Raw genomic sequence first — 18572 nt, 5'->3', positions numbered from 1 at the left:
ATCAACCGCCCTGCAGCACGCCGGCCTCGACCAGCGCATCCGACAGGCGGATGTAGCGATCCACCGATATATCCTCGGCGCGCGCGGTGGGCGCGATGTCCAGCGCTTCCCAAGGCACCTGCGGGGCCCAGTCGGCCAGCACCCGGCGCAACATCTTGCGGCGCTGCGAGAAGGCGCGGGCCACCACGGTCTCGAAGGCGCGCGCGCTGACCGGGCGCAGGCGCTCGGCCGGCAACGGCACCATGCGCACGATGGCCGACACCACCTTGGGCGGCGGATCGAAGGCCTCGGGCGGCACGTCGAACAGCTTGTGCATGCGATAGCGCGACTGCAGCATCACCGACAGGCGGCTGAAATCGCCGCTGCCGGGCTGCGCGACCATGCGGTCGATCACTTCCCGCTGCAGCATGAAATGCTGGTCGCGGACATGGTCGGCCCAGGTCATCAGATGAAACAGCAGCGGACTGGAGATGTTGTAGGGCAGGTTGCCTACCACCCGCAGCCCCGCGCCGAACTGCGAGAAATCCACCGTCAGCGCGTCGGCCTCGACCACGGTCAGGCGACCTTCCTCGAACTGCTTGCGCAGGCGCGCCGCCAGGTCACGGTCGATCTCGACCGCGGTCAGGTGATCGAGCCGCTCGAGCAGCGGCCGCGTCAGCGCCGACAGGCCCGGCCCGATCTCGACCACGGTGTCGGTGCGAGCGGGACTGACCGCGCGCACGATCGACTCGACCACGCTCTCGTCGGTCAGGAAGTTCTGGCCAAAGCGCTTGCGCGCCTGGTGTTGAGACATGAAAAACCCGGGCTGCGATCAGCGGTTGTTCTGGTTGATACGGTCCTGCTTTTCCAGCCGGTTGTCGATGTACGCCTGGGCGCGCAACTGATCCAGCCAATCTTCGAAAGCGGGTTGGGCACGGCGCTCGAACAGCGTCTGGCGGGCGCGCATGCGGGCCAGGTCGTCGGTGGCGTCGTGCTGGCGGCGCTCTTCGACCTGGATCAGGTGCCAGCCGAACGGCGTCTGGATCGGTTGGCTGATCTCGCCCGGCTTCAGCGCATTCATCGCTGCCTCGAAGGTCGGCACGGTCTCGCCCGGATTGAGCCAGCCGAGGTCGCCTCCCTGCGGCGCGGTCGCGTCCTGTGAGTATTGACGCGCCATGTCCGAGAACTTGGCATCGCCCGCCACCAGGCGCTGGCGCACCTGTTCAAGGCGCTGGCGGGCCTGCTCGTCGCTCATGACGGTCGAGGTCTTGATCAGGATGTGGCGCGCATGCGTCTGCATCACCTCGACCGGACCTTGCGGCGCCTGGGCCTGGGGTTGCGGACGCGGCTGCGGTGCCGGCGCGGGAGCGGGGGCGCGGGCGGTGCGGCTGGGCGCCGGTTGCGCGGTGCCGCGGTCCATCACCTTGAGGATGTGGAAGCCGTTGCCGCTCTGGAGCAGCGTCGACACCTGGCCCTTCTGCAGATTGCCGAGGGCCTTGGCGAACAGGTCGGGCCAGCCGTCCAGCGGACGCACGCCCATCACGCCGCCTTGCAGGGCTTCGGGGCCGTCCGAATTGGCGGCCGCCAGGCTGGCGAAGTCATCGCCGCGCTTGGCGCGGGCCAGCAGGTCCTCGGCCTTCTTGCGCAACGCGGCGACCTGATCGGGCGACGAGCCTTCCGGCACGCGCACCAGGATCTGCGCCACGGCGTAGAGCATCGGACCGGCCGGCGCGGCGGCCTGCTCGGGCGCGGCTTCCGGCGCCGGTTGCGGCTGGGCCTGCTGCGCCGACGGGGGGGCGGCGCCGAACGCCGGATTGCGGCGCTGGTCCCTCAGGAACGCATCGACCTCGGCATCGGAAATGACGATGGTGGAGTCGACCGCGCGCTGGCGCAGGCGATCGGAGCGGATCTCGTCCTTCAGGGACTTGCGATAACTGTCCCAGGAGGTGCCGGACTTCTCGATTTCCTGGCGCAACTGGGCCGGGCTGATCTTGTTGCGGTCGGCAATGGTCTTGATGGCCTGGTCGACCTGGGCATCATCGACGCGGATGCCGAGACGGTCGGCCTCGTGGCGCTGCACCCGTTCCATGATAAGGCGCTGCAATACCTGGTGCTGCAAGGTCTTGTCGTCGGGCACCTGGATGCCGCGGGCCTTCAGTTCGCCGGCAATGCGCAGCGACGCATCGCGCAATTCGCGCAGGGTGATCACGTCCTTGTCGACCACGGCGGCGATGCCGTCGACGAACTGCTCCCCGGCGGGCGGCGCGCTTTTCTGCGTGGTCGGCGCATTCTTGGCGCCCTTGGCGTTCGGCTCGGCCGCGTGCGCGGCGGAGAAAGCGGCGCAAACGGCCAGCAACAGCGCGTTGCCGGAGAAGCGACGCAAAGAGTGCAACCTACGCATCATTCATACCTTTCAAATGTGGTCCCGGTGGGCGCAGGCGGGGTGATGCGCGAGTAACCGGGGATACTTCTGTTCAGCAGGTTCATCGGATCGGTTCCCAGGGAACCCAGTCCGGTCAACTCCAACTGGAAAAACAGCGCCGTGTTGGCGTCGGTGGCGGACACGGCGTAGCGTTGGAACACCATCCGGCCAACCCAGCAGCAATCGCCCTTGTATTCGAGGCCGGCGATGGCCTGCGTGATACGCGGGGAGTCGTTGGTACCGCTGACCGTGCTGGACGGACCGTCGCGCAGCGAATAGTCCACGCGGCCCACGCCGTACCAGCGCTTGGTGAACGGCCATTGCACTGCCAGGCTGATCTGGTTCTGCCCTTGCGGCTGATAAGCCACGCCCGGCTGCGGATCACGCTGATAACGATAGGCCAAGGCCACCGTCGTCAGGCGCTGCGGCGACCAACGGCCGCTGAGCAATCCGCGCGACCAGCGGTTGTCGTAGGGGTTGTACTGCGCCGCCACGTCAGTCGAGAACGTGTCGGTCAAAGCGGCGCTGGCGCCCACCAGGAAGTCGGAGCGCACGTTCTCGCGCGGCGTCTCGCCGGGCAACGTCACTTGCTGGTCGGCGAAATACAGTCGTTGCGCCACGGCCAGCGACGCGCGTTCGAAACCGGTGGAGGCATCGAGCCAGCGCGTGGTCAGCGCGGCGGTCAACTGATTGGCGTTGGAAATGCGATCCCAGCCACCGGTGTAGATATTCTCCTCGAAGGCCTGCGAAAAGCTGAAGTCGGACAGCGATGTGTCGTAGACCGGAATCTTGGATTGGTCGCGGTACGGCACACGCAGGTAGTACAACCGCGGCTCCAGGGTCTGGATCGAATCCTTGCCGAACAACGTGGTGTCGCGCTCGAAGATCAGGCCGGCGTCCAGCGACATGATGGGCACCGTGCGCGACTGCGAGCGCGGGTAGCCGAACGAGGTGCCGGCATTGGCCGTGCCCGAGTTCAAACCGAGCCAGTCACCGTGATACCAATCCGTCTGGTACTGGGTGTAATTGACCCCGGCCTTGGGAATCACGAACCAGCCCGGACGGACGATCGGATATGACACAGTCGGGTAGGTCTGCAGGCGGTCGCCGTTGGGACCGTTGCGATTGCCCAGGAACAGCGGCTTGCTGAAACGCACCGCGGTCGAGGTCCAGTCCACGTCGAAGCCGCCCCAGTCGTAGCGGGCGCCGCGCAGGTACAGCTCGGGCTGCTTGTCATAGGGCGGCGTCAACAGCGCATCCGGATCCTGCAGGGTCTGGTACTTGTAGACCTGCGCATAGGCGCTCCAGTATGTCGAGGACCAGCCCACCCGCGCGCGCTGCGGCAGGTAGGTGGTGGACGCCTGGTTCAGGCCCAGTTGCGAAATATCGCGGAAGTAGTCGTTATCCGAGACCTTGGCCACGTCCCAGTCGGCGTAGAAACCGTTGCCCAGCAACTGCTGATGGCGCCACCAGTACATCCAGCGGTCTTCGCCACTGACGTTGTCGTTCGGCAAATAAGCGCCGTAGAAGCTGCCAGCGTAGCTCGCGCCGAGGTAGCGGAACTCGCCGCCCAACTGCAAACCGCGCTTGGAAAAGTAGCGCGGCTGGATCGTCGCGTCATAGTTCGGCGCGATGTTCAGGTAGTACGGCAGAGAAAAGTCGAAACCGCCCTTGCTGGTGGTGCCATAAGTCGGCATCAGGAAACCCGACTTGCGTTCCTTCTTGACCGGGAAGGTCATGTAGGGCGACGCCAGGATCGGCACGTCCTTGAAGTACAGCACGCCATTGCGGGCCACGCCTTCGTTTTCATCGAAGTCGATGTCGACCGTCTTGGCCTTGATGTACCACGACGGCGTCTCGCACGAGCAGCCGCTGTAGGTGACCGTATGCAGCCGCATCTGCGACTTGCTGAAGATGTCGGCGTGTTCCGCCACGGCGAAGCCGCCGGTGGCGCCCAGCCAGAAATTCGGTTTCTCGACTTCGCCGGAGTACTTGTCGACGTTGAACTTGGCGTTGGGCCCCGTCACCAGGGTGCCGTCGCGCATCATGCGCGCGTTGCCCTGCACGTCCACCTCGCCGGTATCCTTGCGGTAGTTGATCCGATCGCCCTTGATGACGCCGTCGATGCGGCGGACCTGGGCCGCGCCGGTCAGGGTCAGGTCGGAATCCGGATCACCCTCGATGGTGTCCGCTTCCATATAGGCCGGGATGTTCCCGTCCGGCAGGCGGTGCACCCGCAGCCCGGGGGAAGTGCGCAGCTCAGGAGCCGCCGTGATCGACGTCGACGCGGGAGCCGAGCCTTGGCTGCCCTGGGCCTGAACGGCCCCGGCGACGCTGATAGCAGATAGGATCAACCACCGAACCTTGCGCACGAGTGAAAACAGCCCTTTTTGACGATGGGGGAACCAGGCGATGGCGCCCGGCAGGGGCCCATGCTAACGGAAACGAGCCGGTATTATAGAGAAGCCGCGCCAGACGCCCAGCCTTATGTGCGCGCAACCCAATTTTCCGCAATATTGCCCTTCTGACACGGATCTTCCTTGAAAAACGATCATGACCCCCGCCTGGAGCAGATCCGCGCCTGGCTGCAAGGCCTGCCCGCCGCCCTGGGACTGGCGGTGGACAGCCTGCGCCCCGCCTCCGCCGACGCCAGTTTCCGCCGCTATTTCCGCCTGGACGCCGCCGGCCGCACCCTGATCGTGATGGACGCGCCGCCCCAGCATGAGGACTGCCGCCCGTTCCTGCACGTGGACCAGTTGCTGCGCGACGCCGGCCTGAACGTGCCCGACGTGATCGCGCAGGACCTCGACCAGGGCCTGCTGCTGCTGTCCGACCTGGGCGAGCAGACCTATTACCAGCGCATCCAGGACGGCGTGGACGACGCCCGCCTGCAATCGATGTACCGCGACGCCCTGGCGGCGCTGGTGCGCCTGCAGCAGGCCCAAACCACCGGCCTGGCCCGTTACGATACCGGGCGGCTGGCCGACGAACTCAAGCTGTTCCCCGAGTGGTACGTGCAGAAGCACCACGGCGCCACGCTCGACGACAAGACCGCGCAGGCCCTGGAAAAGATCTTCGCGCTGCTCTCGGCCAGCAACGGCAACCAGCCCACCGTGCTGGTGCACCGCGACTACCACTCGCCCAACCTGATGCTCTGCGACCAGCCGCAATACGGCCCCAACCCGGGCGTCATCGACTTCCAGGATGCGCTGGCCGGCCCCATCACCTACGACCTGGCGTCGCTGGTGACCGACGCCCGCACCACCTGGGAAGAACCGCAGCAGCTCGACTGGGCCATCCGCTACTGGGAAATGGCGCGCGCCGCCGGCCTGCCGGTCGACGCCGACTTCGCCGAATTCCACCGCGCCTATGAATGGATGGGCCTGCAGCGCAACCTGCGGATCCTGGGCGTCTTCGCCCGCCTGAACCACCGCGACGGCAAGGCCCACTACCTGGCCCACATGCCGCGGGTGAACGGCTACGTGCGCCAGGTGGCGCAGCGCTACGGCGTCTTCACGCCCCTGCTGCGCCTGCTGGACAAGCTCGACGACCGCCAGGTCAGCGTCGGATACACCTTCTGATGCGCGCCATGATCCTTGCCGCCGGCCGCGGCGAACGCATGCGCCCGCTGACCGACCGCCTGCCCAAGCCGCTGCTGCCGGTCGGCGGCAAGCCCCTGATCGCCTGGCACCTCGAACGGCTGGCCGCGGCCGGCTTACAGGACGTGGTCATCAACCACGCCTGGCTCGGCCACGAGATCGAACGCGCGCTGGGCGACGGCGCGGCCTTCGGCCTGCGGATCCGCTACTCGCCCGAGGCCAGCGCCCTGGAAACCGCCGGCGGCATCGCCCAGGCCCTGCCGCTGCTGGGGCCGGACCCGTTCCTGGTGATCAACGGCGACATCTGGTGCGACTGGGACCCCGCCGCCGCGCCGGCCCTGGCGACCGCGCTCCCGCCCGCCGGCGCCTGGCTGCTGATGGCCGACAATCCGCCGCAACACCCGGCCGGCGATTTCACCCTCACGGCCGACGGCCGGGTCGAGGACGGCGGCGAGGCCCGTTTGACCTTTTCCGGCATCGGCGTCTACCATCCCATGCTATTCGCGGGGATTGCCCGCGGCACGGCCGCGCGGCTCGCGCCCCTGCTCCGGCAAGCCATGGCACAGGGCCGCGTCCGTGGCGCCCGCCACGCCGGCCGATGGGCCGACATCGGCACCCCCCAGCGGCTGGCCGACCTGGACGCCGAACTCCGCCGCGGCGCGCGGTGAGTCCGGCCAATGCCCACATATTTCACAATATCAAGGTGCGCAACGAGGCTTGTCCGCGCGCCCATCGCCCCGGCTTAACCGGGTATTCTCTGACGCTTTGACTGGTGCGCGCGGCGCAGGGTCAGGCAACACACAGGACGTTTTCTAGGAATGGGGATGTTTGGAAGATCGCAACGGGCCGTATTCAAGCCCTCCGTTTACCAACCGGGCCAACGCACGCGCCGCATGCCGCGCTGGCTGGTCCTGCTGCTGGTGGGCATTGCCCTGGGCGCGGGCGGCGTGCTCTTCCTGCAGACCAACTACGGCCCGCAGCGGCTGACCGTCGAGCAATCCGAACAACTGCACAGCGAACTGAGCGCCTCCAAGCTCGAGAACCAGCGCCTGCAAAGCCAACTCGAAGAGGCCACGCAGCAACGCGACGCCAACAAGTCCGGCCATGAAAAACTCACCGCCGACCTGGCCGACGCCCGCGCCAGGCTGGAAACGCTGAACAAGGAACTGGTGCTGTTCCAGGACGCCATGCCGCCCGACCCCCGCGGCGGCAACCTGGGCATCCGCTCGGCCACTTTCAAGCGCCAGCCCGGCCAGCTCGACTACCAGGTGCTGGTGATGCGCGAAGAGCGCAATGGCGCGCCATTCAAGGGGACGCTCACCTTCTCCATCGACGGCAGCTACCCCAACGGCCGCGCCGCCACCATCACGCCGGAAGGCCCCACGCTCAACGTCGACCGCTACGACTACGCGCTGGGCCAGTTGAAGCTGCCCGACGGCTTCACTCCCAAGGTCGTGGTGCTGCGTGTCATGGACGGCAGCCAGAAGCAACAGGCCATGCGCATCTACTACGTGCGCAACTGAGCGCTGTCGCGCGCAGACAAGACCCGCCCGACCCGGCGGGTTTTTTTTGCCGTGGCCAAATGGTTGCGCACACAACCAATCCGACGATATAGTTGCGCAAACAACTAATATCCTGGAGACAGCATGGCACTCCCAGCCCGCGTGCCCGTCCTGATCGTCGGCGGCGGTCCGGTCGGGCTCACCCTGGCCGCGCTGCTGGCGCATTACGGCATCGCCTCGCTCACGCTCGAGGCCGACGACGGCTATTGCAGTGGCAGCCGCGCCATCTGCATCTCGCGCCGTTCGCAGGAAATCCTGGGCTGGGCTGGCGCCGACGCGGCGCTGACAGCCACCGGCCTGCCCTGGAGCGGCGGCCGCAGCTACTACCGCGACCGCGAAGTGCTGCACTTCGAAATGCCGCACGACCCGACACAGCGCTTCGCGCCGATGGTCAACATCCAGCAGTACTTCGTCGAGGAATACGCGCACCTGGCCATGCTGCGCCAGCCCGGCCAGGCCGTGCTGCAGTGGTCGGCCCGGGCCGTCTCGGTGCGTCCGGGCCCGGACGGCGTCGACGTCGAGGCCGAGATCGACGGCCAGCATCACACCGTGCGCGCCAACTGGCTGGTGGCCTGCGACGGCGGTCGCAGCAGCGTGCGCGACGCGCTGGGCCTGAAGCTGGAGGGCATGCAGTACGACGGCCGCTACGTCATTGTCGATATCGAACAGACGTCCGACCGCCCCGTCGAACGACTGGCCTGGTTCGATCCGCCGTCCAATCCCGGCTCCACCCTGTTGATGCACCGCCAGCCCGGCAACGTCTGGCGCGTCGACTACCAGATCCGCGACGACGAGGATGCCGCCGAGGCGGTCAAGCCGGAGAACGTGCTGCCGCGGGTGCAGAGCCATCTGGACATGATCGGCGAGACCGCGCCATGGAAGCCGCTCTGGATCTCGCTCTACAACGCCAAATGCCTGACGCTGGAACGCTACCGTCACGGCCGCGTGCTGTTCGCCGGCGACGCCGCCCACCTGGTGCCGATCTTCGGCGTGCGCGGCCTGAACTCCGGCCTGGACGATGCCGGCAATCTTGCCTGGAAGCTGGCCTGGGTGCTGCGCGGCCAGGCTTGCGAGGACCTGCTCGACAGCTACAGCGGCGAGCGCGTCCACGCCACCCGCCAGAATCTGGCCTACGGCGCCAAGAGCACCGAGTTCATGGCGCCGCCGGATTTCGGCTTCCGCCTGATGCGTGAGGCCGCTCTGCGGCTGGCCCTGACCGACGAACGCGCCCGGCCGCTGATCAATCCGCGTCAATCCGCCCCCATCTCGTATGACGGCTCGCCGCTGAACCTGCCTGACGGCGCGCAAGGCCAGCCACTCGCCGCGGCCCCCGGCCAGCCCGCGCCCGACCTGCTGCTGGCCGACGCCGACGCGTCGCCGCGCTACCTCAGCGCGTGTTTCGGCCAGGGTTTCGTGCTGCTGGCCTGCGCCGCGGACGCCCGCGCCGCCCAGACCCTGCGCACGCTCGCGGCCATCACCCGGCACAGCGCCAGTCCGTTGCAGGCCATCGTCGTCGACGGACCGGCGCCTGACGCCTGGCGCGACCCGCACCGCCACCTGCGCGAGCGCTTCGGCGCGCAGCCCGGCACGGTCTGGCTGCTGCGGCCGGACGGCTATGTGCTCGGCCGCTGGGCCATGGCGGACGAGCGCGTCCTGCGCGCCGCGCTGGCCCCCTACTATCCGATGATCGCCCCCTCGCCCCGGGAGCCACAAGCATGAGCAATGATGAACTGGACCGGGTGTACACCCTGATGGCGCAGGCCCTGACTCGCGTCGGCCCCGCGCAGGCGCCGCTGTTCCTGTCGATCCTCGGCCTGTCGGCGCTGGCGCGCCTGCCGGACGCCGAGGCCGCAACCGCCCTGCTGGCGCAGGCCGAGGCGGCCAGCGCCGCCCCTGTGGCACACTATCCCGCCGCCACCGCCGATCGCCCGACGTGACCACGCCCGCCCTCGAACGATTCCTGACCTACCGCCTGCACGTGATCAACAAGATCACCGACCGTGACACGAATCGTGCCTATCTGGAAGACTGCGGCATCCCGCTGGGCGAGGCGCGCTGCCTGGCCGCGATCGGCCGCTACGCGCCGCTCTCGGTCAACGACCTGGCGCTGGCCGCCAACCTGAACAAGGGCCAGGCGAGCCGTTCGGCGCAGGCCCTGGTCGAACGTGGACTGATCAGGAAAAAGGACTCGGCGGCCGACGGCCGCGGCGTGGTGCTGTCGCTGACGGCCGCGGGCGATACCCACTACCGGCGCATCATCGATCTGATCGCGCGCCGCAACCAGGAGATCTTCGGCTGCCTCAGCGCCGACGAACAGCGCCAGCTCGGCGACATGCTCGACCGCCTGATCGCGCATCAGCGCGAGCCCTCCGGCACGCGCGAAGGCTGATCCGTCTAGGCGGCCGCTTTCGGCGCGGTCGCGCCCATCTGCGCGGCGGCCTCGTCCATGAACTGCGCCATGCGCACGTCCAGCTCGGTCACGCCGCCGGCATCGTGCGTGGTCAGCATCACGTCGACCCGGTTGTAGACGTTGGTCCATTCGGGGTGGTGGTTCAGCTTCTCGGCGAACATCGCCACTCGCGCCATGAAACCGAAGGCGGCGTTGAAATTGGCGAAACGGAAGCGCTTTTCGATCGCGTCGCGCATCGCGACGGCCTGCCAACCGGACAGGGCCGCGATCGCGATATCGGTGCCGATGCGGGCAGGGGGAAACATGCTCATGGCGAACTCCAGGAAAAGCCAGGGAAGAGCGCCGCGCCGTTCGCGTCGGCGACGGCCCGGCACCATCACGGCCATCGGCATGCCGTCGACGCATGATGGGCGCGGCGCCCGCATGCTACTACTGCTTGACTGCGTACAGGTAGATCTCGACCCGGCGGTTCAGCGCCCGGCCGTCGGCGGTGGCGTTGTCGCCGATCGGGTCGTTGGGCCCGCGCCCTTCGATCGTCAGCCGCGTCGCCGCCACGCCCTGCCGCGACAGATACTCCGTGACGCTGCGCGCCCGGTTCACGGACAAGGTCTGGTTGTGCGCCAGCGCGCCCGTGCTGTCCGTATGGCCCACCACCTTGGCGCGCAATTCGGGATGCTGGTTGAGCGAGCGCGCCACGCTGTCCAGCACCGGCAGCAACGCCGGCTTGAGGTCGGTCTTGTCGGTATCGAACGACACGTTGCTCGGGATGTTGACCTTCAGGCTGCCATCCGGCATCTCGACCACGTCGATGCCCAGCGAGGTCGCGCCGGACTTCTGCACGTCTTCCTTCACCACCTTCCAGTTGTAGCCGATCAGGCCGCCGGCCACGGCGCCGATGCCGGCCCCGACCGCCGCGCCGGTGCCATGGCCGATCAGGGCGCCGATGCCGGCCCCCACGGCCGCGCCCGCCCCGGTCCCCACCGCGGTGTTGGTCTGCTGTTGCGTGGCACACCCCGCCACCAGCACACCCATTGCCGCGACTACAGCGATACGCTTGAGCATTGTTCTTGATTGCATGACAACCTCCACGATCCTGTCGGTGCGCCGGCGGATGCCGGCAGGGACCATGTTAAGGCCTGTCCCGCCCGCTGCGGGAATCGCGAGCGCGCAACAGTTTGTACCGCCCCCGGCTAGCGCACCGCCGCGCCCGCGCCGAACCCGGCCAGCCACGGCAACGCGTCATCCAGTCGCGGCGACTGCGCCTCGGGCGCCGGCGCGCCTTCAGGCAAGGCCAGGCCCACGCGGTTGTGCCAATAGGTGCGCAGCCCCACCTTGCTGGTGCCGAACAGGTCGTAGCCTGAGCCGGCCACGAACGCCGCCTGCGCGGCCGGCACCTCCAGCCGCGCCAGCGCCAGTTCGTAGGGCCGGGGATCCGGCTTGTAAAAGCCCGCTTCTTCCGAGGTCACCACCACGTCCCAGTCCACTCCGAGCAGACCCGCCGCGCGATGTCCCAGGCGTCGCGAACAGTTGGTGACCACGCCCAATCGGCAGTGCGGACGCAGCGCCCGCAGCAGCTCGCGCGCGCCGTCCCAGGCCGGCAGCCGGTCCCACTCCGCCTCCAGCGCCGCCGGCGCGCTGGCCGGCAGCCCCACCGCCGCGGCGGCGGTCTCGACCAATTGCTCATACGGCTGGTAGGCGCCACAGCCATACGTCAGGCGCAGATACTCTGCGCGCCAGGCGCGGCCGCGCGCCTCGGCGCCGGCCGCGGCATTCCACACCGTCCAGGAATCCAGCAGCGCGGTCAACAGATCGAACAGCACCGCGCGGGGATAGGCGGCGGACGGGGCAATTACAGGCATGGGGGCACTCCTTGGATTCGATGCCCTCACTATAGAGAGGACATCGCTCGCGGTGATTTAGCCAGGATGCAATCACCATTCAGTCCAGGCTTAATCCTGTCTGCCCGCCGATGGCGTACTTCGCGGCGCCCGGACCCGGCGGTGCGCCGTGATACCGCCCCACGGGCCGCCCCACAGGCCGTCCCGCGATGGCGTTTGCAATTCCATCGGACAACGATACAATTGCCCGCCTAACGATTGCATTTGCAATCGTATTTCCCCTGGCGGGCCGACTGGCAACCAAACTTACGACGCTCGCCCCATCCGGACTTTGCAGCATGCGTCTCTTGAACATCGAATCTTCCCCCCGTGGCGCCCGCTCGGCGTCGATCGCCATCGCCCAGTCGTTCCTGGCCGCCTGTCGCCAGGCTCACCCCGAACTCGAGGTCGACACCCTGAACGTGTGGGAAGAAGACCTGCCCGACTTCGACAGCCGGGCGATCGGCGCCAAGTACAAGGGCGTCGCCAAAGCCCCGCTGGACGATGCCGAGGCCACGATCTGGGCCCGCATCACCGAACTCGCCCGGCGCTTTCAGCAGGCCGACCGGATCGTGCTTGGCGTGCCGATGTGGAATTTCGACTATCCGTACAAGCTCAAGCAACTGATCGACCTGGTCAGCCAGCGCGGCATGCTGTTCAGCTTCGACGGGCGGGCATACGGCCCGATGCTGAGCATCCCGCGCGCCCTGGTCATCCACGTCCGCGGCCAGGGCCACGACCCCATCGCCTATCCCGCCAGCCCCGGCTTCGCGCACCAGGCCGACTACCTCGACTTCTGGCTGAAGTTCATCGGCGTCAAGGAAGTGCGGCGCCTGATGGTCGAACACACCTGGGACGCCCTGGCCACGGACACCATCGCGCAGGCCAGGATCAGCGCGAGCGCGATCGCGCAGGATTTCTAGCGCGACGCCAGCGGCAGCGGCCGGCCCCGAATCATGGGGGGGGGGGGCAAGCCCGCGGGCGCCCACAGGCCTGGAAAGTCACCGGCGCGCGGAAAATGAAAAAGGCCGTCGACGTGAAAAAGGCCGTCGACGATTAACGTCGACGGCCTTCGAAATTTTGGTGGGCTGTGAGTGGCTCGAACACTCGACCTACGGATTAAGAGTCCGCTGCTCTACCAACTGAGCTAACAGCCCTGCATGTTCAATCACAACCACCACTTGGTAAACGCCGCTTTCGCGTTGTCGCCGCTGCGTTTGTTGTGTTTGACCAGCGAAGAAGCGAGATTATAGGGACCTTTTTTTAATTGTGCAAGTCCATTGCAGATAGCCCCCAAAAAAACAGACGCGGGCCCTTCGATGCGGGCGCCCTCGCCCTGGCCTCAGGCCGCGCAGGGAGCGCCGGATCAGGCTGCGTACCCGCCGTCCACCGCCAGGCTCGCACCCGTCACGTAGCGCCCGTCGGGACCGGCCAGGAACGCCACCATGCCGGCGATGTCGCGCACTTCGCCGTAGTGCGGCAACGACAACACCGCCACCAGGTCGCCCGCACGCTCGCCATCGGCCGGATTCATATCGGTGTCGATCGGACCCGGATGCACCACGTTGGCGGTGATGCCGCGCGCGCCCAGGTCTCGCGCCAGGCCGCGCGTCATGCCCAGCAGCGCCGACTTGCTGGCCGAGTACAGTGTCACGCCGGCGCGGCCCGAGCGTTCGGCCAGGCAACTGCCGATGTTGATGATGCGGCCGCCGTCCGGCATCGAGGCCTGCGCCGCCTGGATCGCGACAAACGGCGCGCGCACGTTGATGTTCATCGTGCGGTCATAGTCCTCCAGCGTGACCTCGTCCAGCGGGCCGGCCAGGAAGATGCCGGCGTTGTTCACCAGCACATCCACCGGGCCCAGTTCGCCGATGGCCTGCTCCACCGCCCGCCGCACTTGCGCCGGATCGGCCGAGTCGGCCTGGATGGCTCGCGCGCGTCGTCCCTCTGCCTCGAGTTCGCGCGCCAGCGCCTGCGCCGTCTCGCGCGACGAGGCGCTGACGTAGGTAAAAGCCACGTCCGCGCCTTCCGACGCCAGGCGGCGCACGATTGCCGCGCCGATGCCACGGCTGCCGCCGCTCACGAAAGCCACTTTTCCGATCAGGTTCTGCATGGATTCACCATAATTTGTAGTGTTCAGTACAAATATCATCGACTGCCGCCAAGCGGCCGTCAACGATTTTTTTATCAATCAACACAAAATAACTCTCGCGAGTAAAATCCGGGTCATGGCAGAACGTGGGCGTCCCAGGAACTTCGACCGGGCCCAGGCCTTGCGCAAGGCCATGGAAGTCTTCTGGTCGAAGGGATATGAAGGAGCATCGCTAACCGATCTGACGGCCGCGATGGGCATCAACTCGCCCAGTCTCTATGGCGCATTCGGCTCTAAAGAGGGACTATTTCGCGAAGCGGTGCAGCTTTACCGCGACACCGACGGCGCCGCATCGCGCCGCGCGCTGACCGACGCCCCCACCGCCCGCGCGGGCATCTGCGGCATGCTGCTGGCGGCTGCCGAACGCTTCACCACCCCCGGCGCTCCGCCGGGCTGCCTGATCGTGCTGGGCGCGCCGGCCGGCGCCGACACCGACGCCGGCGTGGGCGTGTTCCTGGGCGACAATCGGCGCGAAATGCAAGGCCGCATCCTGGCCCGCCTGACCGCCGGCGCCGCCGCCGGCGAATTGCCCGCCGGCACCGACCTGAAAGGCTTGGCCGCGTTCTACACCACCATCCTGCACGGAATGTCGATCCAGGCGCGCGACGGCGCCAGCCGCAAGACCTTGCAAGCGGTCGCGCGCCAGGCGATGTGCGCCTGGGATGCGCTCGCCGGCCTGCCCCATTCCGGCCCGCCCCCAGGCCGCGCCCACGCCTGACGGTCCTACCTTCCATGCTCCGCCTCGACCTCCGGCGTCTCATCCTATGGATCAGCCTGCTGTCGATCTTCCTGGTGCTGGCCGCGGGTCTGCATGCCAGCTACCTGGTGCAACGCGACCTGCTGTTGCACAACGCGCTCGAAAGCAACCGTGTCTATGCCGCCAAGCTCGCCGCCACCACGGAATATTTCCTTGCTGACCTGCGGCGTCACCTGGCCTACAGCGCCGACATGCTGGCCCACATGGAGACCCACCCGGAACTGATGTCGTCGGAGACGCGGCGCCAGGAAGAGCAACTGGGCCATTTCAATTCCAGTTTCGTGGTGTCGGCGCAGGGCAAAGTGCTGGCGGTGTCGACCTCCTACCCGCAACTGATGGGCCAGCAGATGACCAGCGACGCCGCCCGGACCGCCCTGAGCACGCGCCGGCCGTTCATCAGCGAACCCTTCCGCGCCAGCACCGGCCGCTGGCTGATCCTGTACACCCATCCGATCTTCTCGCGCGACTACCGCTATCTCGGCTATATCGCCGGCACGCTCTACCTGCACGAAGACAACGTGCTGGATCGCCTGCTCGGCCAGCATTTCAACCGCGACGACTCGCTGCTGTATGTGCTGGCGCGTGACGGCACCCTGATCTATCACCCCGACCGCAGCCGCCTGGGCAGCATGTCCGCGAACAAGACCGCCTTGGCCGCGGCGCTGCGCGGCGAAACCGGCGAAGCGCGCTTCACCGACGCGACGGGCACCGAGATCCTGGCCGGCTTCGCGCCGGTGCCCAGCACCGGCTGGACCATCGTCGCGCAGCGGCCGGTGGCCAGCACCCTGCTGCCCCTGAACGACCTGCTGATGGCGACCGCGCGCAACACCCTGCCGCTGCTGCTGATCTCGATCCTGCTGATCTGGCTGCTGTCGCGCTGGATCGCCCGCCCGCTCGGGGAACTGGCCAGCATCGCCAAGCACATGCAGGACCCCGACTCGGCCGAGCGCATCCGCAAAGTGCGTTCGTGGTATTTCGAAGCCTCGCAGCTCAAGCGCGCGCTGCTGATGGGATTGAACTCGATCCAGCACAAGATCCGCGACCTGCGCCGCGCCTCCACCACAGACACCCTGACGTCGCTGCTGAACCGCCGCGGCCTGAACGAAGCCATGGCGCTGCTGCAGGCCGCCGAGACGCCGCTGGCCATCGTGGCGCTGGACATCGATCACTTCAAGAACGTCAACGATCTGTACGGCCATGCCGCCGGCGACCGCGCGCTGCAGGTGCTGGCGGCGTTGCTGATCGAGGGGTCGCGCAGCGGCGACACGGTCGCGCGCAGCGGCGGCGAGGAGTTCGTGATGCTGATGCCGGGTGCGCCGCTGGCGGCCGCGGTGGCCACGGCCGAGCGACTGCGCCAGAAGCTGGAGGCGCTCGGCACCGAAACCGGCCTGCCCGCGCCGATCACGCTGTCGGCCGGCGTGGCCTGCTACCCGGAGCACGGCGCCACGCTGGACGAGGTGATCCAGCGCGCCGACCGCGCCCTCTACTACGCCAAGAACCACGGCCGCAACGCGGTCTGCGTCGCCGACAACCAGGCGCGCGACGGCGCCCGCATGGCGTTGCCGCGCTGACGCCGCCTACTTGCCCTTGGGCGCCGGCGCCTTGGGCGGGGTGCGCATCTGCTTGAGCAGCGTGCCGCAGGAGTTGTCGTCGGAGGTGCTGGGCGCGATCAGCGCCAGCAGACCCGCCGCCGGCGTCAGGATCACGCCCAGCGCCACCATGCCCGCGCCGCGCGCCGCCAGCGGCCCCACGTGCACGCCCACGTCCGGCTTGCCGAAGGTGCCGCGCACATACAGCGGCGAACGCAGCGAGAAAATGCGGAAGCCCTTGCTGTCGGGCGTGATGTCCAGGTCGAGCTTCTCGTTCTTGAAGTCGGTGGTGCCGGTGATGTTGATCAGCGCGTTCTCGGTGTCGAACACGAACACGCGTGGCGTCATCACGCCGCTCTTCATCTCCAGGTCGGCCGCGCCGCAGTTGATCTTGACCTCGTCGTCGCCGAACAGCTTCGAGACGACGTAGTTGCCGACGTTCAGGCCGGCAATCTCCATCAGGCTGCGGCTGATGACGCCATCGTTGACCAGCATCTTCATATCGCCGCTGGCCGAGCCGAGCAACGCGGCCACGGAATTGCCCGTGCCCGACAGCGCCAGGTCGCCGTTCAATTCGCCCAGCGCGCTCTGCATCGACTCCGCCGACGGGAACAGTTGCTTGAGCCGCAATCGCCGCGCGTGCATCTCGACTCGCCCCGTCAGCGGCGCCTTGGATCCGTCCAGCCGCACGGTCGCCGCCATGTTGCCGCCGGCCATGCCGAAGCGCAGCGGATCGAGCGTGAGTTGGCCGTCCTGCAGGATCAAGTGCACCGTCAGGTCCGTCAACGGCAGCTTGGCATCGTGCACGATGCGGCCGGCCTCCAGCGCCACATCGGCGTCCATGTCGCGCCAACGGTCGGTGCGGAACGCCTGGGTCGGCAGCACCTTGCCGTTGGGCGGCTTGGCGGGGGCGTCCTTGGCTTTGTCCTGGGCCGGGGCGGGCTTACCGGACTGCACGCCGATCAGCGGCCCCAGGTCGGCCATGCGCAACTGCTTGGACGACAGCTTGCCGGTCAGTTTCGGACGCGGGGCCGCCAGCGAGAACGTCACGTCGCCATGCAGGTCGCTGTTGCCGACGCGGCCATTGAAATCACGGTATTCGAACACCGCGCCGCCGGCGTGGCGCAGCCTGGCCACCAGGTGGCCATCGGTGGAATACGGCGGGGTGTCGGGCAGCGTCACGCCGGTCAGCGGATACAGTTGCGCCATCGAGCCGCCCGACAGCTTCAGACGCAGGTCCAGCGCGCCCAGGTTGGCCGGGTCGGTCAGGGTGCCGGTGATGGCCGCCTTGGTGCCGCCGATCGACACGTCGGCCTGCACCGGGAACGGTTGCTTGGGATCCTGCAACGCCAGCATGCCGCCGACCTTGCCTTCGCCCTTGGTGGGAAGGTTCTTGAATTTACCGTCGACCTTCCAGCCGAAGACATAGTCGCGCGGCGCCGCGGCGGCGGCGTCTTCGGGCACGAAGGCCGCGCCGGCCACGTCGGCGAACGGCACGGGCTTGCCCAGCGGATCGACCAGCACGGTCAGGTCCGCCTGCAGGATCGCATCGGACAGGCCGACGCTGCCTTTGTCGAAGCCGATTTCATTGATGTCCAGCACCCACGGCGAAGGCTCGCCGGTCTCGGGCAGGGTGAAGACCCAGTTCGCGCGACCGTCGGCCAGGCGCTCGAGGTCGGCGGCGGGCTCGGTCAACTGGATGCGCCGGATCACGACCCGGTGGGCCAGCAGCGGCAGCGGCGACAGGCTGAACTCACCGCGCTTGAGGGTGGCGAACTCCGGCACCCTAGCCCATTCGGTATTGGCGACGCTGATGTCGTTGGCCACGATGTGCGGCCATGGCACCCATGCGCGCCAACCGCTCTCGTCCGATTCACGCGACCATGTCACGGTCAGGTCGCCATTGATGGCGAACGGCCGTCCGATGGCCGCGCTGACGCGTTCGTTGATCATCGGCCGGGCGCGGTTCCAGTCGAAGGTGGCGACCAGCACGACCAGCACCGCCACCAGGACGACGAGGCTGCCCACAATCCCGACCGCTATTTTTGTTTTGCGCGTCATCGTTATTATCCTTGCCGTTGCCGCCGGAGCGCCGATGCACCGGCCCTATTTACCCTAAAGGGTAGCGCGCCGCGCGCGGCGGGTTAAGCTTGCGGGCCCCATAATGTGTACGGATTTTTCCGTGTCATAGAGCGCGGTCGGCAAAAGTTACAAAGCCGCCCCCG

Annotated in this window: 17 protein-coding genes and 1 tRNA gene; 9 read left to right on the top strand and 9 right to left on the bottom strand. The window is 67.6% G+C overall.

Features of this window, described 5'->3' with window-relative positions; translation table 11 throughout:
• Position 1 precedes the first annotated feature (1 nt).
• From rsmA to HV783_RS00415, 3 genes are read right to left on the bottom strand one after another with little or no spacing between them, the layout of a single operon-like run.
• Positions 2 to 793, bottom strand: a complete 792-nt coding sequence (rsmA, locus tag HV783_RS00425) for a 16S rRNA (adenine(1518)-N(6)/adenine(1519)-N(6))-dimethyltransferase RsmA (RefSeq protein WP_054501863.1) — start codon at positions 791 to 793, stop codon at positions 2 to 4.
• An 18-nt stretch (positions 794 to 811) separates the two neighbouring features.
• Positions 812 to 2383 carry a peptidylprolyl isomerase gene (locus HV783_RS00420; protein WP_054501864.1) on the bottom strand — a complete coding sequence of 524 codons (1572 nt, stop codon included), beginning with the start codon at positions 2381 to 2383 and terminating at the stop codon, positions 812 to 814.
• Complete coding sequence (locus tag HV783_RS00415; protein ID WP_064526482.1) at positions 2380 to 4773, bottom strand: LPS-assembly protein LptD; 2394 nt, start codon at positions 4771 to 4773, stop codon at positions 2380 to 2382. The genes HV783_RS00420 and HV783_RS00415 overlap by 4 nt, the downstream gene beginning before the upstream one ends.
• Before the next feature lie 168 nt (positions 4774 to 4941).
• Between HV783_RS00415 and HV783_RS00410 the strand changes: the two genes are divergently transcribed.
• From HV783_RS00410 to HV783_RS00385, 6 genes are all read left to right on the top strand, one after another.
• Positions 4942 to 5982, top strand: a complete 1041-nt coding sequence (locus tag HV783_RS00410) for an aminoglycoside phosphotransferase family protein (RefSeq protein WP_064526485.1) — start codon at positions 4942 to 4944, stop codon at positions 5980 to 5982.
• A complete protein-coding gene (murU, locus tag HV783_RS00405) occupies positions 5982 to 6668 on the top strand; it encodes an N-acetylmuramate alpha-1-phosphate uridylyltransferase MurU (RefSeq protein WP_175188474.1) in 687 nt (228 codons plus the stop codon). Before HV783_RS00410 ends, murU begins: the two co-directional genes overlap by 1 nt.
• Positions 6669 to 6824: 156 nt before the next feature.
• Positions 6825 to 7523 carry a DUF6776 family protein gene (locus HV783_RS00400; protein WP_054501868.1) on the top strand — a complete coding sequence of 233 codons (699 nt, stop codon included), beginning with the start codon at positions 6825 to 6827 and terminating at the stop codon, positions 7521 to 7523.
• 123 nt (positions 7524 to 7646) lie between these two features.
• Positions 7647 to 9281: an FAD-dependent monooxygenase gene (locus HV783_RS00395; protein WP_175188472.1), complete on the top strand. Its 1635-nt coding sequence runs from the start codon at positions 7647 to 7649 to the stop codon at positions 9279 to 9281.
• Positions 9278 to 9499, top strand: coding sequence for a hypothetical protein (locus HV783_RS00390; RefSeq protein ID WP_064526492.1), 222 nt, complete (start codon positions 9278 to 9280; stop codon positions 9497 to 9499). The genes HV783_RS00395 and HV783_RS00390 overlap by 4 nt, the downstream gene beginning before the upstream one ends.
• A complete protein-coding gene (locus tag HV783_RS00385; RefSeq protein ID WP_175188470.1) occupies positions 9496 to 9951 on the top strand; it encodes a MarR family winged helix-turn-helix transcriptional regulator in 456 nt (151 codons plus the stop codon). The genes HV783_RS00390 and HV783_RS00385 overlap by 4 nt, the downstream gene beginning before the upstream one ends.
• Positions 9952 to 9956: 5 nt before the next feature.
• Here HV783_RS00385 and HV783_RS00380 read toward each other — a convergent pair whose 3' ends face one another.
• From HV783_RS00380 to HV783_RS00370, 3 genes are all read right to left on the bottom strand, one after another.
• Entirely contained in the window at positions 9957 to 10283 is a 327-nt protein-coding gene (locus tag HV783_RS00380; RefSeq protein ID WP_054501979.1) for a 4a-hydroxytetrahydrobiopterin dehydratase, read from the bottom strand.
• A 118-nt stretch (positions 10284 to 10401) separates the two neighbouring features.
• A complete protein-coding gene (locus HV783_RS00375) occupies positions 10402 to 11049 on the bottom strand; it encodes a YiaD family glycine zipper/OmpA-like lipoprotein (RefSeq protein ID WP_054501872.1) in 648 nt (215 codons plus the stop codon).
• 113 nt (positions 11050 to 11162) lie between these two features.
• Complete coding sequence (locus HV783_RS00370) at positions 11163 to 11831, bottom strand: HAD family hydrolase (RefSeq protein ID WP_175188468.1); 669 nt, start codon at positions 11829 to 11831, stop codon at positions 11163 to 11165.
• A 317-nt stretch (positions 11832 to 12148) separates the two neighbouring features.
• On the opposite strand from HV783_RS00370, the gene HV783_RS00365 reads away from it, so the two are divergent.
• A complete protein-coding gene (locus HV783_RS00365) occupies positions 12149 to 12772 on the top strand; it encodes an FMN-dependent NADH-azoreductase (RefSeq protein ID WP_054501874.1) in 624 nt (207 codons plus the stop codon).
• A 158-nt stretch (positions 12773 to 12930) separates the two neighbouring features.
• Here HV783_RS00365 and HV783_RS00360 read toward each other — a convergent pair.
• A tRNA-Lys gene (locus HV783_RS00360) sits at positions 12931 to 13006 on the bottom strand.
• Between the two features lie 209 nt (positions 13007 to 13215).
• Positions 13216 to 13962: an SDR family NAD(P)-dependent oxidoreductase gene (locus HV783_RS00355; RefSeq protein ID WP_116792245.1), complete on the bottom strand. Its 747-nt coding sequence runs from the start codon at positions 13960 to 13962 to the stop codon at positions 13216 to 13218.
• Positions 13963 to 14077: 115 nt separating this feature from the next.
• Here HV783_RS00355 and HV783_RS00350 point away from each other — a divergent pair, with 115 nt between their 5' ends.
• Both HV783_RS00350 and HV783_RS00345 read left to right on the top strand, forming a co-directional pair.
• Positions 14078 to 14719, top strand: coding sequence for a TetR/AcrR family transcriptional regulator (locus tag HV783_RS00350; protein WP_054501876.1), 642 nt, complete (start codon positions 14078 to 14080; stop codon positions 14717 to 14719).
• Between the two features lie 14 nt (positions 14720 to 14733).
• Entirely contained in the window at positions 14734 to 16329 is a 1596-nt protein-coding gene (locus tag HV783_RS00345) for a GGDEF domain-containing protein (RefSeq protein WP_175188467.1), read from the top strand.
• Positions 16330 to 16335: 6 nt separating this feature from the next.
• On the opposite strand, the gene HV783_RS00340 is transcribed toward HV783_RS00345, so the two are convergent.
• Positions 16336 to 18408, bottom strand: a complete 2073-nt coding sequence (locus HV783_RS00340; RefSeq protein ID WP_175188465.1) for an AsmA family protein — start codon at positions 18406 to 18408, stop codon at positions 16336 to 16338.
• Positions 18409 to 18572: the final 164 nt, after the last annotated feature.

Origin of the sequence: Achromobacter dolens (assembly GCF_902859745.1) — a bacterium.
In the GTDB taxonomy this organism is placed as follows: domain Bacteria; phylum Pseudomonadota; class Gammaproteobacteria; order Burkholderiales; family Burkholderiaceae_B; genus Achromobacter; species Achromobacter dolens.
The sequence above is the reverse complement of the archived record's forward strand: the minus strand, read 5'-3'. Positions and strand labels throughout refer to the sequence as shown.